Raw genomic sequence first — 23,346 nt, 5'->3', positions numbered from 1 at the left:
CTGTTAAGGATGCTCTGAACAATGCTAAAAAAGTGGACCACATATTTACTTTGTGCATGGCTCATCAATGCTTTGGTGTGCTTTCATCCAACAAATCCGTTTGAAAATCACGATTTTGGGGATGAATGCAGTATAAGCGAATGCTTTAACGACGATACGTTACTGGCATTTCTAATCAGCTACCCCGGCAAATGCAAAAAAGAAGACCAGGAGCAGCATAAAATAAATGTTCGCAGTCGGTACACATCAGGTAACGAGTTTCATTTTATTGCCAACCTGCCTGTTGCGGAAGTTTTTGCCTGTGCCAATTTTGTGCAGCATATCCGCATAAACAATTTAAGCTTTTTCTTACACCGCACCTTTTCCCTTGCCCAATACCAGCACCTCTTCCGTTTAAGTCCTTTTTGATCTGGCTGTAAAAACTTCACCTAAACTGCATAAGTAGTTTTTTACGTTTTGCGGCGCAAGCCGCTTTAAATTAATTTACAGCACCCACATCAATGAGAAAGATATATGCGCCGGTATATGCCATGCTGGCGGCTTTAACAATATTTATATACGGATGCGCAGGCGGTAATGCCAGCGACAAAAAGAAAGATGAAGCACCAAGCTTCCCGGTTTACACCCTTAAACAAACAGACACCGTTTTGCAAACCGGTTACGTAGCCGATATACAGGCCATTAAAAACGTAGAGGTACGTACCCGCGTTAAAGGGTTTTTAGAGAAGATATTTGTAGACGAAGGTATGGCCGTAAAAAAGGGCCAGCTTCTGTTCAAAATAAACGATGAAGAGTTCCGCGTGATGCTCAGCAAGGCTAAGGCTGCCCTAAGCAACGCCCAAGCTGCCGCCCGTGCTACCGAGGTAGAGATGGAACGCATCAAAATGCTGGTTAACAAAAACGTTATCTCCAAATCAGAATTAGACGTTGCCGAAGCAAAACTCAATGCGGATAGGGCCACCATCGAAGAAGCCCGCAGTGCCGTGCAAAGCGCCAACAACCACATTGCTTATACCAGCCTGCGTGCACCTTTTGATGGTATCATAGACCGTATCCCGCTTAAGGCCGGTAGTTTGATGGAGGAAGGCGCTTTGCTTACCAACATCAGCGATATCACACAGGTGTTCGCTTATTTCAGTTTTCCTGAAAATGAATACCTGCGCTATGAACGCGCGCGCCGTAACGCAACCAGTAAAGATGATGAGGATGTAAAACTTGTTCTATCTGATGGCAGCAAATATGGCCATCCCGGCAAAATAGAAACAGTTGAAGGACAGATAGAGCAAAGCACGGGCTCGATAGATTTCCGCGCGCGTTTCCCTAATCCCAATAAACTGCTTAGACACGGCGCATCAGCAAAGCTTTACATCACTACAGAGATGGATAGCGTGATTTTGCTGCCGCAGCAAGCCGTATTTGATATACAGGACAAAAGCTACGTTTACACGGTAGACGGCGCCAATAAATTACACATGCAGGCATTTAAGCCCATTACCCGTTTAGCAAGCTATTACGTGGTAAAAGATGGCCTTAAACCCGGCGAACGCATACTGCTTGAAGGTGCCCAAAACGCACGTGACGGCATGACCATTAAACCGGTTGCGCCGCCAAAAAATCTGCTTGCCATGAAAACGCAAGACAAGTAAGTCTTTCATTTTTTGATGTAATTATTAGCAATAGTAAACATGTTTGAAGTATTCATAAAACGACCGGTGTTATCACTGGTCATATCCCTTATTATAACCCTGTTGGGTGTGCTGGCGCTGATACAGTTGCCGGTAACCCAATTCCCGGACATTGTGCCGCCATCTGTAACGGTAACGGCAAATTATACCGGTGCCAACGCCGAGGTGTGTGCCAAGGCCGTAGCTACCCCACTTGAGCGCGCCATTAACGGTGTGCCCGGTATGACCTATATGTCTACCGTGTGTAGCAATAATGGCTTAACCGTCATCGAGATCTTCTTTAACGTAGGTATTGATCCCGATCAGGCTGCTGTGAACGTACAGAACCGTGTCTCTACCATTATAGATGAGTTGCCCGAGGAGGTTATCAAAGCCGGGGTAACTACCGAAAAAGAGGTGAACAGTATGCTGATGTACCTTAATGTAATGAGTAAGGACAGTACGCTTGACGAGAAGTTCATCTACAATTTTGCAGATATAAACGTACTGCAGGAGCTGAAAAGGATTGATGGTGTGGGCCGCGCCGAGATCATGGGTGCCAAAGAGTACGCAATGCGTGTTTGGCTTAAGCCCGATCGCATGTCGGCTTATCATATCTCTACCGACGAAGTGATCGCTGCTATCCGTGCCCAAAACGTAGAGGCTGCGCCGGGCTCAACCGGGCAAAGCTCTGATAAATCGCCGCAGCTGCTGCAATACACGTTACGCTATCCCGGTAAGTTTTTTGAGCCGGACCAGTACAAAAACATCGTATTGAAAGCAGATAGCAGCGGCACTGTGCTTAAGCTGTACCAGGTTGCCGATGTTGAATTTGGTGCTTTAACCTACGGGATGATCTCCAAGACCGATGGCCGGCCTTCCGCATCTATCATGATCAAACAACGCCCCGGCTCTAACGCCCGCGAGGTGATCAACAATATCAAAAGCCGTATGGCCGAGTTGAAGGAAACACAGTTTCCTTCAGGTATGGAGTATAACGTGAATTATGACGTTTCCCGCTTCCTTGATGCATCTATCCACGAGGTATTGCGCACATTGGTAGAGGCATTCATACTGGTGTTTATTGTGGTTTACCTCTTTCTGCAGGATTTCCGTTCTACGCTGATACCAGCCTTGGCAGTACCGGTGGCTTTGATAGGTACGCTGTTCTTTATGCAGATGCTGGGCTTCTCCATAAACCTGCTTACGCTGTTTGCACTCGTGCTGGCCATAGGTATAGTGGTAGATAACGCCATTGTTGTGGTTGAGGCCGTGCACGTAAAAATGGCCGAAGAACACCTATCGCCGATGGATGCTACACTGAGTGCCATGAAAAGCATCAGTGGTGCCATCGTCGCCATAACACTGGTTATGTCGGCAGTGTTTGTGCCTGTGGCGTTTATGACCGGGCCGGTTGGTGTATTCTACCGGCAGTTCTCGCTAACCCTGGCTATATCCATCGTTATATCGGGTGTAAATGCGGTAACCCTTACCCCTGCCCTTTGCGCTATCATGCTAAAACCGCATGATGCCAGCAAACCATCAAAAGGATTACTCGGCAGGTTCTTTACAGGCTTTAATAAACGTTATGATGGCGTTCAAAATAAATACTCGGGCCTTATTACACGTATTGCCGGCCGTAGAATAGTTACCGTTGCCATGCTGCTATTTTTCCTGGCGGCTACGTGGGGCCTGAGTGCCATTTTGCCAACAGGTTTCATACCTACGGAGGACCAGGGTGTTATTTACGCCAATATCACAACACCGCCGGGTGCAACCGTTGAACGTACAGAGCAGATTATGTCGGCCATACAAGAGCAAAGTAAACAGATCCCCGAGATTGAATCGGTGTCTACGCTTGCCGGTTATAGTTTGGTAAACAGCGTTGCCGGGGCGTCATACGGTATGGTGATGATCAATCTGAAACCATGGGAAGAGCGAGACAAATCTATTGCTAAAATTACCGACGAGTTAACGCAAAAAACCAGGTTTTTAACGGATGCATCCATCCAGTTCTTCCCGCCGCCAACCGTACCGGGTTTTGGTAACTCCAGTGGTTTTGAGATACGGGTACTGGATAAAACCGGTACAGGCGATCTGCAGAAAACAGCGGCAGTAACCAATAAGTTCCTCGCCGACTTGAACGCCACTGAACAGGTGGATGGTGCCTTTAGCAGCTTTGATGCCAACTTCCCGCAGTACATGATCTCGGTTGACCAGGTAATGGCCGCCAAGAAAGGCATCACGATAGACGAGGCTATGTCTACCCTGCAAACGCTGATGGGTAGCTTCTATGCATCCAACTTTATCCGTTTTGGGCAGCTCTATAAAGTGATGGTGCAAGCCTCGCCTGAGTTTCGCACCAAGCCTGAGGACGTTTTGCAACTGATGATCAAGAACAAGCACGGCGAAATGGTACCCTTCTCTACCTTCATCAGCATGAAACGTGTTTTTGGCCCCGAGCAGCTAACGCGGTATAACATGTACACATCTGCCATGGTAACGGGCGATGCTGCGCCGCGTTACAGTAGCGGCGACGCCATAAGTACTATTAAAACCGTTGCCGATAAAAGCCTGCCCAAGGGTTACACCTTTGAATGGTCGGGCATGACGAGGGAGCAGATCCTGTCCGGCAGCCAGGTGATCTATATCTTTATCATCTGTTTGATATTCGTTTACCTGCTGTTATCGGCACAGTACGAGAGTTTCCTGTTACCTATCCCGGTTATCCTCTCCCTGCCCACAGGTATCTTTGGGGCGTTTTTCTTCCTCAAGATCTTAGGGCTCGAGAATAATATTTATGCACAGGTAGCATTGGTAATGCTCATCGGTTTGCTGGGCAAGAACGCCATCCTTATCATTGAGTTTGCCGTTCAACGCCAGCGCGAGGGTTTAACAGTACTGCAGGCTGCTGTAGAAGGTGCCGTGTCACGTCTGCGCCCTATCCTGATGACATCTCTGGCTTTTGTTGCGGGTTTGATACCGCTTTGTATTGCCAGCGGAGCGGGTGCTTTGGGTAACCGCTCCATAGGTACGGCTGCTGCCGGGGGTATGCTCTTCGGCACCATCTTCGGGCTTATCCTTATCCCCGGCCTTTATGTGATATTCGCATCCATCGGCCAAAAGAAAAAGAAAGCACCTGCAACAGCCCACCAAATTGTTGAAGTTCCTGAAAATGTAAATTAAAATGCACGTCAAACAATCAACTATATACAAATCGGTTTTACTCCTGCTGCTGATTGTGGCAGCAGGGTGTAAAACCTTTAAACCTATCGAGCCAAAAACAAATCAGCCCTTACCGGCAACGTTTGATGGTAGTACCGATACCCTTAGCGCAGGTTACCTGCCTGCTGCAAACTTTTTTAAGGATGCCCGTTTGCTAAAACTGATAGACACTGCTTTAAGGGCAAACCCCGATCTGCAGTCGGCTTTGCAGCGCATTGATATGGCTGCGGCAAATGTTAAGTTTAACAAATCGCTATTACTGCCTACGGTCAACTTTAATGCGCGCGCGGGTTTGGAGCGTTACGGTGATTATACCATGAACGGCGTTGGCAATTACGATACCAACCTTTCGCCAAACATTAATGATAAACAGCGTATACCCAACCCTACTGCCGACCTGTTCGTGGGCTTTAGGGCATCATGGGAAGTTGACCTTTGGGGAAAGTTAAAGAATCAGAAAAATGCTGCCCTGGCGCGTTTTCTTGCATCGCGAAGCGCTTACCGTTTATTAACCACTGAGTTAACCGGCCAGATAGCTACTGCTTACTACCAGCTTTTAACGCTTGAGGTGGAACAGAATGTAATCAACAAGAACATTAAGCTGCAGGAAAATGCACTTGAGATAGTTAAGATACAAAAGTTAGGTGGCAGGGCTACAGAGCTGGCCGTACAACAGTTTCAGGCACAATTAAGCCACACACGTGGTTTACAATTTAGCACCACACAGCAGATCATCGAAACGGAGAATCAATTACGTTTGCTCACTGGGTCATTCAATGGAACCATTGAGCGCGACACCTCGCTGTTGACCTTAACGATGCCCGAGAAACTAAAGACCGGTGTACCCACGCAAATGCTGCTTAACCGTCCGGATGTAAAACAGGCAGAACTGCAATTGGCCGCCCTTAATGCCGATATTAAAAGTGCACGGGCTGCCTTTTTCCCGTCCCTGAATTTATCGCCGTACACGGGCTACAATGCCTTTAAAGGTGCACTGCTTTTCAATCCGGGTTCAGCAGTTTATGGTTTGTTAGCAGATGTTACTGCACCTGTGCTTAACCGCGGTCGTTTAAAAGCCGAATATGCATCAAGGATAGCCGAAGGCAAAGCGGCACTATTCAACTACCAGAAAACTGTTTTGAATGGCTACCAGGAAGTGATCAATAATTTGAAGGGCATGGAAAACTACAGCAAGTATTTCGATCAGAAGAAACTTGAAGTAAGTGCGCTAAAAAATGCGGTAAGTGTAGCGAATGACCTTTACCTGGTTGGTCGTGCCAATTACCTGGAAGTGATCACCGCACAGCGCGATGTGCTGACAGCAGAGCTTGAGTTAGCCAATATTAAAAGAGATATTTTTATAAGCGAAGTAAATCTGTACCGTGCCCTTGGCGGTGGCTGGAGATAAGATAGTTTCTTTTATACTCGTGTTTTAATGATAGAAAGCCGTACATCGCGATGATGTACGGCTTTATTTTTAATTCAAGAATTCATTAACCAGCGTTGCTGTAATCTCCGGCTGCTTGCTTCCCTCCTTCACCGTGCAAACATCGCCCAGTAATGTACAGTGCATACCCGGCAAAACGATCAAATGCGAACCATTCACCATACTTTTAAGTCTTAGCGCTTCATCCAGGGTGATAACATCTTTATCACCAAACATAAAAAGCGTAGGTATTTTGATGGCTTTGATGTCGCTTTCTTTAAAATCTTCAAAAGCTATGCGCCTTGCTCTATCCTTCTCATACATATTTAACAATTTGGCTTTGTCGTTATTTACTGCCAAAAAACCATCTTTTAAAGGCTGTGGCATATCATCGAAAGTCATGTTTTGCATACCTTCAAAAAAGCCTGGTATCATCCCTGCCCTGCTGTAGTTTGATGATACAACGATCATCCTATTGATCAACTGCGGGTTATCAATTGCCAGTTGCAAGGTGGTGCAACCGCCATCGCTAAAGCCAAGTAAGTTAGCTTTATTTACTTTCAGATATTTGAGTAAACCAGCAACATCAGAAGCGTCTTGTTTAAAAGATTCCGGCGTATCGCGGTCTGTAGTTCGGCCATGAGCCTGCAGCTCAACCGCTATTATTTTATGCGTTGCCGCGAAGTATGGCAGTATGTTGCTAAATACGGTCTGGATAGTTGAGCCGCCGCCGTGTATCAAAACCAGCGGCATATGGCCTTTGCCGTACACCTCATAATACATACTGATGCCGTTTACCTGCGCATGGCCTGATGTTTTTTTCATAGGTTTTGAACTTTGGGCTTGGGTATTTAATGTCATGAAAATCATCATGGCCAATGCGGTACATAATTTCATGATTTGAAGGATCAATAAGATTTCCGTTGCAACAGATCTGTTTTCTTACGCCAAAAAATATACGAACCAAATATCAGCACCAGCGCAACCAATATAGGTGCCCAGGCCTGCACAGGGTCGCCGGCCACAATGAAAAGATAAATCGCTCCTAATATGTCAAATGTAAAGCCTGCGTAGGCCCACTCTTTTAATTTCGGTAATCCGGGAGTTAAGATTGCGAGTATGCCTAATATTTTAAATACTGCAAGAAACACCATCATTTGTGGCACGATGCCGATATGCGCCATCATCTTATCGCTTTCAGGTGTGCGGTTAAAGCTCATCACGGCCGAGAAGCCCATCATTAACACAAGCAGGATAGTGAATATCCAATAAGCAATTTTTACTTTTTTCATTATTAATCAGGTTTGGTGTATTACTAATTTAATGTTTACGTTCAGTTATACAAAATTAAAACCTGCAATGTTACTAACCACGTGTAATTAGGACAACTTAGCGGTGCAAATGGACATTACAATTTATTTCGCGTGCATCACAATCGTTTTGATATCAGTAAATTAAACCTAAATTTACGTTCATGAAGAAACAAACTGCAGCCAAAGCCCCGGTTGCCGAAACTGCTATGCTGATAAGGCGGCCCATTAATCGCGTTTTTGACGCCCTTGCCGATCCTAAACATACCACACAGTTTTGGTTTACCCACAGCACCGGCAAGCTGCAGGACGGTGCAGAAGTTGAGTGGACATGGGAAATGTATCAGGTAACCACCAAGGTGAAGGTTTTGACTTTTGAGCGCAACAAACGCATATTGCTGGAATGGGGCAACCAGAACCCAACACAGGTTGATTTTACCTTTAATAATTTAACTGATACGGCAACTCTGATACAAGTTGTCAATTCTGGCTTCACGGGGTCTAACGATGAGCAGATGAAAGCTGCTATGGACTCATTAGGCGGATTTACTTTGGTGCTTGCCGGTTTAAAAGCCTGGCTGGAGTTTGGTGTGAAGCTAAACCTGGTAGCAGACCGGTATCCGCAGGGCAAGTAATTTAACCATGTGAAGAGCACTGCCAAAACAATTGGCCCTTTTAATGTTTATTTGTTATTTACTTTTACCAAATGAGCTACCAAACCCAGCTGGACCAGGTTAAACAGCATGTGCTTAATTATTTTGCGACGCATCAAAACAAGAAACTGGTTTACCACAACCAGCAGCATACCGAAGATGTGGCAGCTGCTGCTACGCAAATTGCCAACCACTACCAACTTAACGATACCGACTTTTTTACGGTTATTGCTGCCGCTTGGTTTCATGATACCGGCTACCTGGAAAGTTTGGATGAGCATGAACAACACAGCGCCGGGCTTGCAAAAGAATACTTGAGTTCTATTGAAATTGACCCGCAGGTTATAGAGCAGGTGGTTAAATGCATTATGGCAACCAAAATGCCGCAGCAGCCCCAAAGCTTTTTAGAACAGATCATTTGCGACGCGGATCTTTTCCATTTCGGTTCAGCAGATTTTCAGGAAAAATCAAAAGCCATGCGCCGTGAGGTCATCGAAATACACGGCAAAGACATCAGCAAGCACGATTGGCGCCAGAAAACCATCAGGCTGATAGAGCAACACCAATACCATACCGACTATTGCCAGCTATTACTTGAGGCAGAAAAACAACGCAACTTACTGGCACTGGTAAAAAAGGAGAACGAATGGAGTATAGAAAATCCTAAAGAAGCCAAAAAAGAAGCTAAAAAGGAAAAGAAGAACGAAGTAAGCGCACCTAAAAAAGAGAAAGCCAAACAGGAAGAGAAGCAAGATAAGGGCGTGCAAACCATGTTCAGGATCAGCTCTACCAATCACCAGCGTTTGAGCGACCTTGCAGATAACAAGGCCAATATCATGATAACGGTTAATTCTATCATACTTTCTGCTATCATTAGTTTGTTACTACGCAGATTGGAAGACTATCCCTACTTTGTGATACCTACCATCATTATCATCCTGATAAGCTTATCGGCAATGATCTTTGCCATCCTTGCAACAAGGCCATCCATCCCCGATGGGAAATACACGCAGCGCGATATAGATGAACGTAAAGTGAACCTTTTGTTCTTCGGTAATTTTTACAGCATGAGTTTGGATAACTACCGTACCGGCATGCGTAAAGTAATGGATGATACAGAGTATTTATATGATAGCCTGATAACCGACATTTATGCACAAGGCGTTGTTTTAGGTCATAAATACCGCTTGCTAAGATACTCTTACAATATATTTATGTTTGGTTTGGTAGGCTCGGTATTGGCGTTTGTACTAACCGCTGTTCTTAACCTTAAACATTGAATTTATCATCAGGCTAAATACGCTATGCGTTTAAAGTTTATCACTTCTATCGTCTCTATTCTTCTAATTGCGGTAACTGTTGGTGGTTGCGGCAATAAACTTAAAAGCGAGAAGGTTGAAAGCCCATCCGGGTACGATTTTAATAATCCTAAGAAGTTCAGAATGCGCGAAGGCTTGCTCGAGATCTCGGGGATTGCTTTTCATAATAACAACCCCGATACCGTTTATGCTATTGAAGATGAAGACGGTAGGGTTTACCATTTTCATCCGGGAGACAGTAAAGTAGCCTACACACATTTTAGCAAACAGGGAGATTACGAGGATGTTACCATTATAAACGATAACGTTATCGTCCTTAAAAGCAGCGGCACGCTATATAGCTTTCCCATTGCAAATATCAACCTGGAAGATCAAACCAACGTTAAAGAGTTTAAAAAACTGCTTCCTAAAGCAGAGTATGAAGGCCTGTACGCCGATCAGGCGGATAAGAAGATTTACGTACTGTGCAAAGATTGCGGCGGCAAAAAAGCCGGCGAATTGGATGGCGGATATATCCTTAGCGCCGCAAATCCGGATACTTTAGTTCAATCCGGAACGTTTAGCATCACCATGGAAAAGCTAATGAAAAAGAATGGTGATGAAGACAAGTTTAAGCCGTCTGCACTGGGTAAAAATCCAGTATCCGGCGACTGGTTTATTTTATCAGCCAACAATAACATGCTGTTGGTGACCGATGGAAAATTTATTGCAAAAGGTTCTTACAAACTGCTTACCTCAAGATTTCTACAGCCAGAGGGAATCGCATTCGATAGCAAAGGTAACCTCTACATATCAAACGAAGGAGACGAACTGGAAAGCGGCAATATTTTGCGGTTTGAATATAAACCGTCGGCTAAAAAGTAGTTATCTACCCTGAAGGCTTTTCGCGTAAATGCGGTTGCTGCGGTAAAACCATTTCTGCAGTTTCCAGCTCAAATAAGCCGTACCCGAGCCAACTATTATACCACCCAGAACATCACCGGGATAATGTACCCCACGATACATCCTGGAGTAAGCTGTTGCTGCGGCAAACGTATACGATGGCGCGATAACATACCATTTGGGGTATGACAAACTAAGCGAGGTTGCCAAAGAAAACGTAGTTGAAGTATGGCCTGACGGAAACGAATACCCGGAGGTTTGCCCTTGTAAATGGATATATCCCGGGTTTGAAAGAAAAGGCCGTTGCCGCTGGATGGTGTTTTTGATGCCGCTCGTCACGAGGCCGTTTGCAAGTAAAGCAAACCCTGTATGCAAGGCATTTTTCTTAAGGTTATCATCATGATTAAGGCTACCCACAGCGAACATTGCAAATGGTGTAGCAACAGAGATAGGGATAGCGCTATTGGTAATAAACCGCCAGGTGCCGCTTTCACCGCCATTAGGGTTAATTGATGCCAACAGCTTCGCATCCCAATTTTGGGCAAAGCAATTTGATGCCGATAAAAGCAGCAGCGCTAAAAATAGTTTAAATTTCATCAAGGAATTTATAGACCTTATTAATTGTAACTATGATAAAGTATGAAAAGCTATAACGGCTTATTATTATTGATATTATAAGTATACATCCAAATAGGGACCTATCACGCTCCCATTTTTTGTTTTATCAAAAGTGATAGTAAATCTATTATACTAATTTTATCAAAATCAGCTTTCTTTAAAATTTAATCTAAATACTTATGAAGAAAACATTATTAGCATTACTTACCGCATTATCGGCAAGCGCATCTGCACAACATTCCCTCAGCAAAATTTGGCAGTCTGATACTACCCTTAAAACCCCAGAATCGGTTTTGGTAGATGCCAGGAGTAAAACCCTGTATGTTTCCAATATCGGCGATATTAAAACGCCCAACACCGGCTTTGTAAGCAAACTGGATATGAATGGTAATATCAAGGCACTTGAATGGGTAAAGGGCTTAAATGCAATTAAAGGTTTAGGCCTTTATAAAAACATGCTTTACGCAGCAGAGCTTAATGCGGTAGCAGTTATAGATGTAACCAAAGGAAGCATTGTAAAGCGCATACCTATTGAAGGCTCCAAAATGCTTAACGATATTACAGTTGATGCAAAAGGCATTGTGTATGTAAGTGATACACAAACCGGTAAAATACACCGCATTGCCAACGGTAAGGTGTCCCTTTATATGGAGAACCAAAAAGGAGTTAACGGATTGTTATCAGTAGGCAGCAGCCTTTACATACTTGCAGATGGCACCTTCATTAAAGCAGATGCTGATAAAAAGACGACTGTAATAGCTACCGGTATTGAAGGCGGTGCCGATGGCATAGTAATGGTAAAACCAAATGAATTCATCGTATCCGGCTGGGGCGGCGTAGTTTATTACATCAATGCAAAAGGTGCTAAAGAAGTACTTTTGGACACACGCCAAAAGAAACGCAGCACAGCAGACATTGGCTATGATGCAAATACCCGAACGCTTTACATCCCAACGTTTTTTGGAAATGCCGTAGATGCCTACAAACTCAAGTAGACTGGCTTTAAACTTCAGGCGTTCACGTTCACGCACGTGAACACCTTGAACGCTGTGAACACTTTTTAAGCAAAAAAGCGCTGACAAAAATTTGTCAGCGCTTTTGTATTTAACTAAAATCTTTTTTAGTACTTCTATTTCTTCAAAGTAAGTATCCCCAATATGATGGCGCCTAATGAAGCTAAACCTGTACTAAACGCCAATACATTTTGCAGACCATTTCCTCTGCTTTCAGGCTTTTTCGGAACATAGATCTCACTGCCGGCCTTGACGGGCGGATGTATATTAAAGAACAGGAATTTACGCGTCCCCCTCACTGTACCATTAGGATATATCACGTAAGCTCCGCTTCGCAAACTCCTTGGTGCATAACCACCGGCGTTAGAAACAAAATCGTTAAATGATTTAGAACGCTCGTACAATACGGCACTTGGATATAAAACCTGACCATTAACACGAACTACCTGCTGTTGCTTAGGGATGCGCAACACGTCGCCATCTTCCAATATAAGGTCACCTTTGTTTCCAGGTTTTTTTAGAATTTTGTCTAACTCGATACCTACAAAATTGTTCCTCAGCTGTGTGTCTGCCAGGTTAGAAGAATCCCGATAAGTCCTTTTTAAGCGATTGTTTTGCTGCTGGCGTTCCAAGGCTATAGCGGTGGTATCCGTTTTACTTTTATCCACGCCTAATATTGCATAGTTGTCGCGTTTTAGTGAGCCACCCTCAACATCAGCTGAAGCCGTAATACCACCTGCCCGTTTAACAAGGTCTGAAATACGCTCGTTCTTATTTTTGATAACATAAGGGCCCGGGTATAATACCTCTCCCTCAACCTTTACAAGTTTCTGTTTTTCGTAACCCGGCAGGCTGTAAACCGAGATAACATCAAAGGGCTTAAGTTCAAAATTTGCATCTGATAACTTAAGCTGGTTATCAACATCAATAGTAAACACCTTAGCTACAGGGGTATTTTTAGATAACGGATCTGAATCCGATACACGGCGTGCAACTTCTATCCTATTTGGGCTGGCACCTTCGGCAAATCCACCGGCTTTTACAATAACGTCTTCTACGCGCAGTCCCTCAGCATAAGGTATTGTGCGTGGACTTCTTACGTTACCTGCTATAGTAACGATGTATTTATCCCTCAGATCGAATATTGACGATATGGTAACAACGTCCTCGCGCTGTAACGCAATGTTAGACTTACCATTAACTACGTCTCTTACATTAAAACTGATAGCCTCGGTCGTATTATCCGGTTTTAGCCTGATGATGGTTCCGCGCTCAGTAAAAGCATCTTCTCTCAAACCACTTGCCTTAGCTATTAATTGTTGGAGGGTTAAGCCGTTTTGCAATTCATATTCACCTGGTCTAAAAACAGCTCCGTTTATAACCACACGGTTCTCAAACCTGCGCAATATGGTTTCAACAATATATTTGTCTCCACGCAACGGAACGTAATTTTTAAAATCAGCTTCTATCACATCAGTAATTTTACGCTGTTGGTCTGCAACCTGTAAAACTTTTATACGACCGGTATAAGCACTATCAGTAAAACCGCCGGCAAAATTTATTACGTTATCAAGCGTTTCGCCAGGTAACACCTCAAACAATGCAGGTATCTTTACCGCTCCAGACATTTCTACCCTGGTACGGTAGGTAGGCACCCTGATGATATCCTGGTCCCTAAGTGTAATGTTATTCTTCTGATCCCCTTTGGTTAAAAAATCATAAACATCAAGCGTTCTTATCACGCGGTTATCACGTATGATCTGTATCTGCCTTAAACTACCGTTATCATTTGGCCCGCCGGCTGCGTATAGCGCGTTAAAAACGGTTGATAACGATGATAAAGTGTATGTACCTGGTTTAACCAGTTGGCCTACCAATATCACGTTAATGCTTCTGATATCGCCCAGTGAAATTTTTACATTGGTACCCCTGCCAATGGCATAATTGCTGGCTTTTAGTCTGCCTTTAATAGCTTCTGTAGCTTGCTCTATGGTTTTACCGGATACGTTTAGCACCCCTACGCCAGGAATATTGATGTTCCCCTCAGGTGACACCCCCAGTTTCCAATTTACCAGGGAGTTTCCATAAACGTTTACTACTAACTGGTCGCCGGGGCCAACAACGTAATTTACCGGTGTAGCTATTTTAAGATTTGGCTGAAACGAACTGTTTTTATTTCTGAAAATATCCGCGCCAAATATTTTTGGTTTTAGATTTTCAAATAACTCGCCCTTATTGGTGGTGGTAGTATCAATGGTATCTGGCGTATAATTTAATTTGCGCTGCGAAAAACCGGTTGTATCCTGCATTGAACTGCTGGCATTACCATTTTTTTGCCTGTATGCGGTTATACGGGTTTGCAATTGCAATACTTGCGATGAAGACATACCACGCGATTGCGCCTGTTGCAAAATTTGAGAATCACTTAAACCCGCACCGGCAGCTTGTTGAAGTAACTGCCCTACTTGCTGATCTGACAACTCGCTCGGATTAATTGAAGAAATGTTTTGCAGTGAGCCCTGGGCTGATGTGGCATTAACCGAAAAGATCAATACCCCAACGGTGAATAGCAAAATAAGAATTTTTTTTGTCATAGGATATTAGAGGCAGTGGCCAGAGACTAATATGGTTTCAACAAAAGTAAAAAAAATTACAAAGCGACTTCTATTAGTTAATTTTTAATAAAAACCTATGTATCAATTACTTAATCAATACAACACGAGGATATAAAAACTACAACGCCGCGAAAGAGCGCAATTTTGTGGAATTATAACTCTACGGGTATGGTAACTGCCGTTAAATTTTAAAAACTTAGAGTGAACCGTTTTACAGAAATAAATTGCTTAAATATTAATTAAGCATATGACCGCTTAAGACACCTTTTTGTACTCTTTCTGCAAAACTCTCGCAGTTTGGGTGCTGCCATCATGGCTCCAGCCTGGTGGGTTAAACAGGTACTTAAGCTTGTTGCCTAAGCCCGGCGCTTTATTAACATCTGCTATAAGTGCCTTCCACTCATGGAAAATTACGTTTACCGGGCCCATGTCATCGGGTTGATGGGTAAGACCATACTTTACAGGTTCATCAGCATCTTCATCGTGGAAGGTTCCGAATAACCTATCCCAGATAATGAGCACCATGCCCATGTTCTTATCAAGGTAAGGGACGTTTGATGCGTGATGAACACGATGGTGCGCAGGCGTTACAAATATCCATCCGTACCATTTAGGCAAAGGCACTTTATACTGCGTGTGCACCATATTGCCGTACAGCTGTGTAACAAGGTAAGCGTACAGGATATCCACTGCGTTAAAACCCATCAGCGCCAGCGGCAAATAAAAAAATGTTCGGTATAACGGCTCAAAAACAGTTGAGCGAAAACCCGTGGTAAAGTTAAAATGCTCAGACGAATGGTGCGTTACGTGCATAGCCCAAAACAGCCTGCAGTAGTGGCCTGTGTAGTGCAAAACCCAATACAGAAGATCCTGCGTTATTACCAATACAAACCAATACCAAAAAATGTTATGTATCTCAAACAGGCGAAACTGCCAGGCGAAGTGCAACAGGAAAAACGTACTTCCGTTAACAGCAAGGTTAAGGATAAACGCGAGCGCTGTTAAATAGATGTTCGTCAGCGTATCGCGCTTTTCATAATATTTGCGGTTTTCGCGGTAGCTGAACCACATTTCTGTTAGCGTAAGCAGGATAAGTAAACTTACCAGTACGATAACTGCTTCTGAACGTGAATCTAAAGACGACATTTACAATGCTGCGTAATACCTTAAGCTATCGCAAATTTCGGCAGGCGTGCATACATTATCAATACTGTATTGTCCAATACGTGTCAATAAAGTAAAATTAATGTTGCCGTTCTCGTTCTTTTTATCGTTTTGCATGTGCTGAAGCAGCGTACCAAAGCTATCTTCCTGAAGATCATACTTTGGATAAAGCTTCATCAACACACTCGTGATCTCTGCAAGCTCATCATCAGGCAGACCTATCTTTTTGTTGGAAAGCCATGCTTCGCAGATCATGCCGATAGCGATGGCCTCGCCATGAGTGAGGTGATCCTCATTATTCATTAACGACCATGTTTCCACCGCATGACCAATGGTATGCCCAAGGTTTAACGCCTTGCGGATGCCTTTTTCATGGGGGTCTTCAATCACTACTTCGTTCTTGATCTCTACCGAACGATGCACCAAATCAACAGATGGTAAGCTAAGGTCGCTTGTTTTTAGGCTGTCCCAATAAGCCTGGTCAACTATCAAACCATGTTTCAGCATTTCGGCAAGGCCGGATAATATTTGCCTTGGCGGCATGGTCTGCAAGAAATCAATATTTATAAATACCGCTTTTGGTTGGGTAAATGTGCCGATAATATTCTTTACACCATCAAGGTCTACGCCGGTTTTGCCGCCAACAGATGCATCTACCTGGGCAAGTAGTGATGTTGGCACCTGCACAAAGTCGATCCCCCGTTTATACGTTGAGGCAACAAAGCCCCCCATGTCGGTAACTACGCCACCGCCAACATTTATCATTAGAGCCTTACGGTCGGCACCGAAATCGATCAGCATTTTCCAGATACCGGCGCAAAAATCAATGTTCTTGCTTTCTTCGCCGGCGTTAACTTCTATGATATCAGTTTTATCGAGATGAGCAAGGGCTGTTTGTACGGCCGGAAGACAATACTCTCCGGTATTTTCATCTGTGAGGATAAAGCAACGCGAATAATTACCTTGTTCCACAAAATTCACCAGTTCTTGTATGCTGTTCTCAAAAAATATAGGATAGCTGTCGCTTTGGATGGTTTGCATGGGCAAATCTTAAATCACTTTTATTTGCTGGCCACGAAATTCAACTACGTCACCGGCTTTAACTTTAAGGCGTTTGCGATAATCAACCTGTCCGTTGTACTTCACTTCGCCTTCAGCAACAACTATCTGTGCCTCGCCGCCGGTTTGCACCAGGTTAGCCGCTTTAAGCAGCTGTATCATTGGGATATAATCGCCCTCTACCTTAAATTCAATCATGGCTGGCAAAATTAAACTATTCGTACAATAATGAGTTATCATTTTATAATTTTGCAACCGGTTGAGAGTTTATAGATAATGCCCATACTTAGTGAAATAATCACCAGGTTTGTTGGGCACTATGATATTTTATCCCCGAACGCCGTACAATAAATGAACGAAAAACTGTCCTTCGAAAATACCGAGATCGCTTTCCGCCACTCAACAAATGCCGATCTTGACCGTGCTTACTGGCTATTTAAGGTTATCAACGTTAACTTACTGGTAAAAATAGGCCCACCTATTACCAATTTTGCCATGAAGATTGGCTTGCCTATCAAAGGGCTTATAAAAGCAACAATATTTAAACATTTCTGCGGCGGCGAAACTATTGAAGAATGTTCAAAAACCACCTCAAACCTGGCAGCAGGCGGCGTGGGCACTATATTAGATTATTCTGTAGAGGGCGAAGATAGCGAACAGGTTTTTGACAGTACCCGTGATGAGATAATCCGCACCATACTTACTGCAGCAAAAAGCAAAAGCATACCGCTTACTGTTTTCAAGGTTACCGGTGTTGCCCGATTTGCGCTACTGGAGAAGCTTGACGCCGGTTTAAAACTGAGTGTAGACGAGCAACTGGAATGGCAAACCGCGCAGGACAGGGTATTGGCCATTTGCGAGATGGCCCATTCTGAAGGTGTGCCGGTGATGATCGATGCGGAGGAAAGCTGGATACAAAAAACAATAGACCACTTGGCTTTGAACATGATGCGTTTCTTTAATAAGGAAACTAATATTGTTTACAATACTTACCAACTGTATCGCCATGACAAGCTGGCTTCTCTGATTGCAGACCATGCCGTAGCAGAACTTGAAGGCTTTATCCTTGGTGCCAAAATTGTACGCGGTGCTTACATGGAGAAAGAGCGTAAACGTGCTGAAGAAAAAGGTTACGCCTCTCCTATCCAACCTAACAAGGAAGCTACCGACCGAGATTACAACGATGCCATAATTTATTGTGCCGACAACGTGAACAACATTGCCTTTGTTGCAGGCACCCATAATGAGGAAAGCTGCCGTTTATTAGCCGACTTGTTAAATGAGAAAAAGATAGAACATAAAAATCCGCACGTTTATTTTTCACAGCTTTTGGGCATGAGCGATAACCTGAGCTTTAACCTTGCCAATGCTAACTACAACGTAGCCAAGTATGTACCGTATGGGCCTGTTAAGGCGGTTTTGCCTTATCTATTCCGCCGTGCGCAGGAGAACACTGCCATTGCCGGGCAAATGAGCAGAGAGCTAAGCTTAATAAGTAAAGAGCGCAAGCGCCGTGGCGCTGCCTGATCAGGTACGTATCACATCGGTGTCAACCGGAATATATCCCAACTGTCTGCTCATATTAACCAGTTGGCCTTTATGGTGAAATTCGTGCGTAATAACATGGGTAAAAAGCTCTAACGGTGAAAGGTTAAGTATAACTCCCTGCCCTTTCTCAAGTGTAAGCGACAAGTTCAACGATTGCTTAAAGCTTTCCAGAAATCCTTTCTCGGCTCTGTCTATTTGTTCAATGTAGTTCGTGCTGCGTTAATATCTTTGCAATCATTCAAAGTTAAATAATCGATCTCTTGCTGTTGAATAAAGGCTACTACCCAGCTTAAACAGGTGTTAGGAATATGTGCCAGCATACTGCTCATGCTTTCGTCGTTAAACGAATGTTACTGCCGGATAAACCCTCCACTGCTGCTTTCAATGTAATTTATACAGCCTTTCGTAATTAGTAAATAAGCGCAGACTGCTATTTCACGGTATGGATGCTTTGATGTGTTAATTGAAGAAAGATTCTTTCATAGTTGTACTGCTGCATCTAAAATAAATTTTTCACTTAAATAAAACAGCTTTTAAGAGCGCAAAAAAATTTTATTTTTGTGATGGTTGCGTGTGATACACCCCGCTGATGATAACAACTAAACCATTACAGTTAAGATTCTTTTTTAAATTATTAATTCTAATCACTTTATCGATTGCGCCAAAATTTTTAATAGCACAAACTGATAGAGAATTTTGGTTTGTAGCACCGAGTGTTTATGAAGACCCAAACCGGGATTTCAATAAGCCGATCGTTCTAAGACTTACCACTTCTTCATCCGCAACAACCGTAACCATTTCGTTGCCGGCAGACCCATCCTTTGTACCCATAGTAATGGATATTGGCGCTAACCAGACCGGAACGGTAGACCTAACTGCCTGGGTAAACCAATTACAAAATAAACCTGCTAATACTACCTTAAATAAAGGCATACTTATTACATCAACTACTGATGTAACGGCTTATTATGAAGTTGTAAGTGGCTGCAATTGCAACCCCGAGATCTTTTCGTTAAAGGGTAAAAACGCGTTGGGCAATCAATTTTTTATTTCGTCGCAATTCTCGTTCTCAGAATCCACTTCATATGCGGCGACAAATGCCTTTGACATTGTTGCAACCAAGGACAATACGCTAATCAAAATCACACCTTCAAAAGCCATAATAGGACATGCTGCTAACGTACCTTTCACTATAACGCTTAATCGCGGACAGACATTTTCGGCCCAGGCCGTAGGTATTGGGCCGGACGACCATTTACAAGGCTCTTATGTTGAATCTGATAAACCTATCGCTATAACGATTAAAGATGACCTGGTGCAGATATCCAGTTGTGCTGACCTTATAGGCGATCAAACTGTACCAACAAGCGTATTAGGAACTCAGTATGTGGTAACACAAGGGTATCTAACTCCGTTTGGCAGCGGCCAGATCTTTGATTATATTTATGTAACGGCTACAGAAGATAATACATCAATATTTTTGGACGGGCAGCCTACTCCATCAGCAGTTTTGCAGAAAGGAAATTCCGCTTTCTTCACACTGCAAAATCCAAGCGTTTATATTAGCTCCACAAAAAAAATCTATGTATATCACTTATCAGGCAATGGTTGTGAGGCAGGGTCGGCAATGATTCCCAAACTAAATTGCACGGGTTCAAGGTCGGTCAGCGTAGTGCGAAGCAAAAACACTCTTTTTGCTGTAATGATCACCACGAAAAATGGCAATCAGGGAAACTTCAGTGTAAATGGCAATTCCGGTTTAATCAATGCGTTAAACTTTACACCTGTACAAGGCACAAATGGAGAGTATGTAACTGCCAGAATAGACCTAAGTGCAGCAGTAGCGGTGAATGTACCTATCAATTTTTCAAATTCATCAGGAAATTTTTCTCTGGGATTCATTAACGGCGGCGTAGACAACGGTACGTCTTATGGTTATTTCTCCGATTATAAGTCAAGCAACGTGCAATCGAGCACTTTAGATATTTGTCCTTCCGGAACCGCACAATTATCTGCTTATGGCGGTGTTACTTACAAATGGACGCCAGCCACCGGACTCGATAATCCTAATATAGCCAACCCTAAAGCATCGCCGGCCGCTACTACTGATTACAAAGTTGAGATTATCACAGCAGAAGGTTGTGTAGATTCTGCCAAAGTGAAGGTTGTAGTTTCCAACTCCGGTGCGGCAACACCGGCATCTGTTTCAATAACGGCCAATACAAACAATATTTGTGCAGGCACAGCAATTAATTTCACTGCCACCCCCACTAACGGCGGTACTGCACCTATGTATCAGTGGCAAGTGAACGGTGTAAATGTTGGTGCAAATAGTTCGGCATTTAGCAGTTCTTCATTGGTTAACGGCGACAAAGTGAATTGTTTGATGACAAGTAACGCTCCTTGCGCCACACCCACTCAAGCCACAAGCAATGTTATTACGGTATCAGTAACATCTGCACAAACGGCAATAACAATAAGTGCTTCTCAACCTGATAACTGCCCAAGAACACCGATAGTTTTTACTGCCGCAACAACAGGTGCCGGCACAAGCCCTTCATACCAATGGAAAGTTAACAATGTGAATGTGGGCGTCAACAGTCCAACTTATAGCAGCAACACTATAAGCAACGGAGATAAGGTAGTATGCACGCTTATAAGTAATGCTCCTTGTGCCGGTGTAACACCGATAGTTAGTAATGAACTGACGATAAACTTAAATAGTGCGTCGCCATTATCAGTAAGCATTACTGCTTCGCAGAATAACGCTTGTGCAGGTACACTGATCAAATTTTCGGCTGTAGCAATAAACGCCGGCACTGCACCATCCTATCAATGGAAGATTAACGGGACAAACTCCGGTTTAAATAGCGCTGACTTCGAAACAAATTCACTCAACAACGGCGACAAGGTAACCTGTGTCGTCACAAGTAACGCGGTTTGCTCACTTAATGGAACGGCTATCAGTAATGAGATAATTGCCGCCGTAAAATTTAATCTGCCTCTTGGGGTTAATATTAAAGAATCCGATAATAACGTTTGTGCCGGCACGCTTGTTAATTTCACAGCTATAACGGTTAATGCGGGCAACACGCCAACTTACCAATGGCAGATTAATGGTGTTGATGTGGGTGCTAACAGTTCAACCTTTAGCAGCAGTTCATTGCTAAACGGCGATATGGTTACTTGTAAGGTGACTGGTAGCGAAGAATGCGCGTTACCAGCTTACGCTGTAAGTAATGTGATAACAATGAACGTTACGCCCCAGCTTCAACCGTCAGTAATTATATCAGCATCTAATACAAACGTTTGTGCCGGTGGTTTAGTGAATTTTGTAGCGGTGACCAATAACAGTGGTACGGCACCAGTGTACCAATGGAAGATAAATGGTGTGCCGACTGGAACTAATAGCAACATCTTTAGTAGCAACAATCTTGTAAATGGCGACAAGGTAACTTGTACGGTAACGAGCAATGCCTTGTGTACTACGCCTGTTACTGTTGATAGTAACGAAATAATTATCAGTGTTAATTCTGATGTTGCCGCTGTAAGCATCACTGCTTCTCAAAACAATATTTGCCCGGGCAGTTTGGTAACTTTTACAGTATCTGTTACTGGTGGAGGTTCTTTGCCGGTTTATCAGTGGAAAGTAAATGGGCTTAATGCCGGTAATAATAGCCCTACGTTTGCTGGCGCAGGTTTTAATAACGGTGATAAGGTAACTTGTACCGTAACAAGCAACGCCCCTTGTGCGGTTACACCTACAGCAACAAGTAATCAGATAACCATCAGTACCATATCTTACGTTACACCGTCAGTAACCATAACCCAAACTAATGCAATTATTTGCCAGGGTGATGTCGCAAATTTTGCAGCTACCGTTTCAAATGCTGGCATAAATCCATCATATCAATGGAAACTTAACGGCAATAATGTAGGCAATAATGCGTCAACCTTAGCGATAGGCCCTTTATTAAATGCCGATGTTGTGCAATGTATTGTGGTTAGCAATGGCGTTTGTACGCTTAATCCAATTGCAAATAGTAACATTATAACGGTTGTGGTAAACAGACCGGCAACTCCGTCAGTAACAATCACATCATCTGATAATAATATCTGTGCAGGAAATTCTGTTAGTTTTTCAGCGACAGTACAACATGCAGGCAACAATCCGGCTTATCAATGGTTGGTCAATGATAAGCCCGTTGGATCAAACAACTCATTTTATCAAACCAAAACCTTATTAAATGGAGACCTTGTTCGTTGCCGTTTAACCAATCCAGATCACTGTGTGTTACCTGCAATCGTAGAAAGCAATGTTGTTACTATGTTGGTTAACCAGTTGCCAAGTGTCAACGCAGGTAGCGACCAGGTAATAGAAAAAGGCGCTACAGTAAAGTTGTCAGCCGTTGCTTCCGGGGATATTGATGAGGTGACCTGGAGTCCCGCAATTGGTCTAAGTAATAACAAGATCCTAAATCCTGTTGCCAATCCAAGTTCGACCACGGTCTACAGGCTTAGCGTTCGTACAATAAATGGATGTATAAACGAGGACGAAGTAAAAGTAACCGTTCTTATTAATTTAATTATTCCCAACAGCTTCTCGCCAAATGGTGATGGGATAAATGATTACTGGGTAATCAAAAACTTAAGCGACTATCCAAGAGCTTCAATAGAAATTTTTACACGTTGGGGTCAAAATGTTTACCGGGCAAGCCAAAGCAGCCAACCCTGGGATGGCACATTTAACGGCAAACAATTGCCTGCAGGGGTTTACTACTATGTGATACATTTAGACAATAATACGGCAGCAACTACCGGTAATATTACGTTGATACGGTGATATCAAT

The 23,346-nt window shown here is 43.5% G+C and carries 18 protein-coding genes; 10 read left to right on the top strand and 8 right to left on the bottom strand.

The genetic code is table 11. From position 1 onward, the window contains the following. The first annotated feature begins 21 nt into the window (after positions 1 to 21). From FPZ42_RS13020 to FPZ42_RS19400, 4 genes are all read left to right on the top strand, one after another. Positions 22 to 408, top strand: a complete 387-nt coding sequence (locus FPZ42_RS13020; RefSeq protein ID WP_146272070.1) for a hypothetical protein — start codon at positions 22 to 24, stop codon at positions 406 to 408. A gap of 92 nt (positions 409 to 500) precedes the next feature. After that, the gene (locus FPZ42_RS13015) at positions 501 to 1,646 is read left to right on the top strand and encodes an efflux RND transporter periplasmic adaptor subunit (RefSeq protein WP_222431580.1); all 1,146 of its coding nucleotides are present in this window, start codon (positions 501 to 503) and stop codon (positions 1,644 to 1,646) included. Between the two features lie 39 nt (positions 1,647 to 1,685). Further along, entirely contained in the window at positions 1,686 to 4,850 is a 3,165-nt protein-coding gene (locus FPZ42_RS13010) for an efflux RND transporter permease subunit (protein ID WP_146272068.1), read from the top strand. Between the two features lies 1 nt (position 4,851). Further along, positions 4,852 to 6,297, top strand: coding sequence for an efflux transporter outer membrane subunit (locus tag FPZ42_RS19400; RefSeq protein ID WP_146272066.1), 1,446 nt, complete (start codon positions 4,852 to 4,854; stop codon positions 6,295 to 6,297). A 69-nt stretch (positions 6,298 to 6,366) separates the two neighbouring features. Here the strand turns inward: FPZ42_RS19400 and FPZ42_RS13000 are convergent, their stop codons facing one another. Both FPZ42_RS13000 and FPZ42_RS12995 read right to left on the bottom strand, forming a co-directional pair. Then, positions 6,367 to 7,140, bottom strand: a complete 774-nt coding sequence (locus tag FPZ42_RS13000; RefSeq protein ID WP_146272064.1) for an alpha/beta fold hydrolase — start codon at positions 7,138 to 7,140, stop codon at positions 6,367 to 6,369. An 83-nt stretch (positions 7,141 to 7,223) separates the two neighbouring features. Continuing rightward, positions 7,224 to 7,607: a DoxX family protein gene (locus FPZ42_RS12995; RefSeq protein WP_146272062.1), complete on the bottom strand. Its 384-nt coding sequence runs from the start codon at positions 7,605 to 7,607 to the stop codon at positions 7,224 to 7,226. A gap of 182 nt (positions 7,608 to 7,789) precedes the next feature. Here FPZ42_RS12995 and FPZ42_RS12990 point away from each other — a divergent pair, with 182 nt between their 5' ends. From FPZ42_RS12990 to FPZ42_RS12980, 3 genes are all read left to right on the top strand, one after another. After that, positions 7,790 to 8,260: an SRPBCC family protein gene (locus tag FPZ42_RS12990; RefSeq protein ID WP_146272060.1), complete on the top strand. Its 471-nt coding sequence runs from the start codon at positions 7,790 to 7,792 to the stop codon at positions 8,258 to 8,260. A gap of 71 nt (positions 8,261 to 8,331) precedes the next feature. Further along, a complete protein-coding gene (locus FPZ42_RS12985; RefSeq protein ID WP_146272058.1) occupies positions 8,332 to 9,558 on the top strand; it encodes a Pycsar system effector family protein in 1,227 nt (408 codons plus the stop codon). 24 nt (positions 9,559 to 9,582) lie between these two features. Further along, complete coding sequence (locus FPZ42_RS12980; protein WP_146272056.1) at positions 9,583 to 10,461, top strand: SdiA-regulated domain-containing protein; 879 nt, start codon at positions 9,583 to 9,585, stop codon at positions 10,459 to 10,461. Here the strand turns inward: FPZ42_RS12980 and FPZ42_RS12975 are convergent, their stop codons facing one another. Beyond that, the gene (locus FPZ42_RS12975; protein WP_146272054.1) at positions 10,462 to 11,076 is read right to left on the bottom strand and encodes a phosphatase PAP2 family protein; all 615 of its coding nucleotides are present in this window, start codon (positions 11,074 to 11,076) and stop codon (positions 10,462 to 10,464) included. Positions 11,077 to 11,276: 200 nt separating this feature from the next. Between FPZ42_RS12975 and FPZ42_RS12970 the strand changes: the two genes are divergently transcribed. Then, on the top strand, positions 11,277 to 12,092 hold the full coding sequence (locus FPZ42_RS12970) for an SMP-30/gluconolactonase/LRE family protein (RefSeq protein ID WP_146272052.1): 816 nt from the start codon (positions 11,277 to 11,279) through the stop codon (positions 12,090 to 12,092). Between the two features lie 134 nt (positions 12,093 to 12,226). Here FPZ42_RS12970 and FPZ42_RS12965 read toward each other — a convergent pair whose 3' ends face one another. The 4 genes from FPZ42_RS12965 to FPZ42_RS12950 all read right to left on the bottom strand — a co-directional run bounded on the left by FPZ42_RS12965 (position 12,227) and on the right by FPZ42_RS12950 (position 17,146). After that, complete coding sequence (locus FPZ42_RS12965) at positions 12,227 to 14,704, bottom strand: SLBB domain-containing protein (RefSeq protein ID WP_146272050.1); 2,478 nt, start codon at positions 14,702 to 14,704, stop codon at positions 12,227 to 12,229. A gap of 276 nt (positions 14,705 to 14,980) precedes the next feature. Beyond that, positions 14,981 to 15,871: a sterol desaturase family protein gene (locus tag FPZ42_RS12960; RefSeq protein WP_146272048.1), complete on the bottom strand. Its 891-nt coding sequence runs from the start codon at positions 15,869 to 15,871 to the stop codon at positions 14,981 to 14,983. Continuing rightward, complete coding sequence (aroB, locus tag FPZ42_RS12955) at positions 15,872 to 16,930, bottom strand: 3-dehydroquinate synthase (RefSeq protein WP_146272046.1); 1,059 nt, start codon at positions 16,928 to 16,930, stop codon at positions 15,872 to 15,874. Positions 16,931 to 16,939: 9 nt separating this feature from the next. After that, positions 16,940 to 17,146 (bottom strand): RNA-binding S4 domain-containing protein, encoded by a 207-nt coding sequence (locus FPZ42_RS12950; RefSeq protein WP_146272045.1) that lies wholly within the window; start codon positions 17,144 to 17,146, stop codon positions 16,940 to 16,942. 153 nt (positions 17,147 to 17,299) lie between these two features. Here FPZ42_RS12950 and FPZ42_RS12945 point away from each other — a divergent pair, with 153 nt between their 5' ends. After that, positions 17,300 to 18,475 carry a proline dehydrogenase family protein gene (locus FPZ42_RS12945; protein ID WP_146272043.1) on the top strand — a complete coding sequence of 392 codons (1,176 nt, stop codon included), beginning with the start codon at positions 17,300 to 17,302 and terminating at the stop codon, positions 18,473 to 18,475. On the opposite strand, the gene FPZ42_RS12940 is transcribed toward FPZ42_RS12945, so the two are convergent. Next, positions 18,476 to 18,667, bottom strand: coding sequence for a DinB family protein (locus FPZ42_RS12940; protein ID WP_391561008.1), 192 nt, complete (start codon positions 18,665 to 18,667; stop codon positions 18,476 to 18,478). It abuts the gene before it with no gap. A 664-nt stretch (positions 18,668 to 19,331) separates the two neighbouring features. Between FPZ42_RS12940 and FPZ42_RS12935 the strand changes: the two genes are divergently transcribed. Beyond that, positions 19,332 to 23,339 (top strand): T9SS type B sorting domain-containing protein, encoded by a 4,008-nt coding sequence (locus tag FPZ42_RS12935; protein ID WP_186458763.1) that lies wholly within the window; start codon positions 19,332 to 19,334, stop codon positions 23,337 to 23,339. The last annotated feature ends 7 nt before the right edge of the window (positions 23,340 to 23,346 follow it).

The organism is Mucilaginibacter achroorhodeus (genome assembly GCF_007846095.1).
GTDB classification, from domain to species: Bacteria; Bacteroidota; Bacteroidia; order Sphingobacteriales; family Sphingobacteriaceae; genus Mucilaginibacter; species Mucilaginibacter achroorhodeus.
The sequence above is the reverse complement of the archived record's forward strand: the minus strand, read 5'-3'. Positions and strand labels throughout refer to the sequence as shown.

Coding starts and splice junctions, on each gene's coding strand:
- FPZ42_RS12990 (WP_146272060.1), top strand. CDS start 7,790: ATGAAGAAACAAACTGCAGCCAAAGCCCCGGTTGCCGAAACTGCTATG.
- FPZ42_RS13010 (WP_146272068.1), top strand. CDS start 1,686: ATGTTTGAAGTATTCATAAAACGACCGGTGTTATCACTGGTCATATCC.
- FPZ42_RS12985 (WP_146272058.1), top strand. CDS start 8,332: ATGAGCTACCAAACCCAGCTGGACCAGGTTAAACAGCATGTGCTTAAT.
- FPZ42_RS12975 (WP_146272054.1), bottom strand. CDS start 11,076: ATGAAATTTAAACTATTTTTAGCGCTGCTGCTTTTATCGGCATCAAAT.
- FPZ42_RS13015 (WP_222431580.1), top strand. CDS start 501: ATGAGAAAGATATATGCGCCGGTATATGCCATGCTGGCGGCTTTAACA.
- FPZ42_RS12950 (WP_146272045.1), bottom strand. CDS start 17,146: ATGATTGAATTTAAGGTAGAGGGCGATTATATCCCAATGATACAGCTG.
- FPZ42_RS12970 (WP_146272052.1), top strand. CDS start 11,277: ATGAAGAAAACATTATTAGCATTACTTACCGCATTATCGGCAAGCGCA.
- FPZ42_RS12945 (WP_146272043.1), top strand. CDS start 17,300: ATGAACGAAAAACTGTCCTTCGAAAATACCGAGATCGCTTTCCGCCAC.
- aroB (WP_146272046.1), bottom strand. CDS start 16,930: ATGCAAACCATCCAAAGCGACAGCTATCCTATATTTTTTGAGAACAGC.
- FPZ42_RS12980 (WP_146272056.1), top strand. CDS start 9,583: ATGCGTTTAAAGTTTATCACTTCTATCGTCTCTATTCTTCTAATTGCG.
- FPZ42_RS13020 (WP_146272070.1), top strand. CDS start 22: ATGCTAAAAAAGTGGACCACATATTTACTTTGTGCATGGCTCATCAAT.
- FPZ42_RS12960 (WP_146272048.1), bottom strand. CDS start 15,871: ATGTCGTCTTTAGATTCACGTTCAGAAGCAGTTATCGTACTGGTAAGT.
- FPZ42_RS19400 (WP_146272066.1), top strand. CDS start 4,852: ATGCACGTCAAACAATCAACTATATACAAATCGGTTTTACTCCTGCTG.
- FPZ42_RS12935 (WP_186458763.1), top strand. CDS start 19,332: ATGGATATTGGCGCTAACCAGACCGGAACGGTAGACCTAACTGCCTGG.
- FPZ42_RS12965 (WP_146272050.1), bottom strand. CDS start 14,704: ATGACAAAAAAAATTCTTATTTTGCTATTCACCGTTGGGGTATTGATC.
- FPZ42_RS12995 (WP_146272062.1), bottom strand. CDS start 7,607: ATGAAAAAAGTAAAAATTGCTTATTGGATATTCACTATCCTGCTTGTG.
- FPZ42_RS13000 (WP_146272064.1), bottom strand. CDS start 7,140: ATGAAAAAAACATCAGGCCATGCGCAGGTAAACGGCATCAGTATGTAT.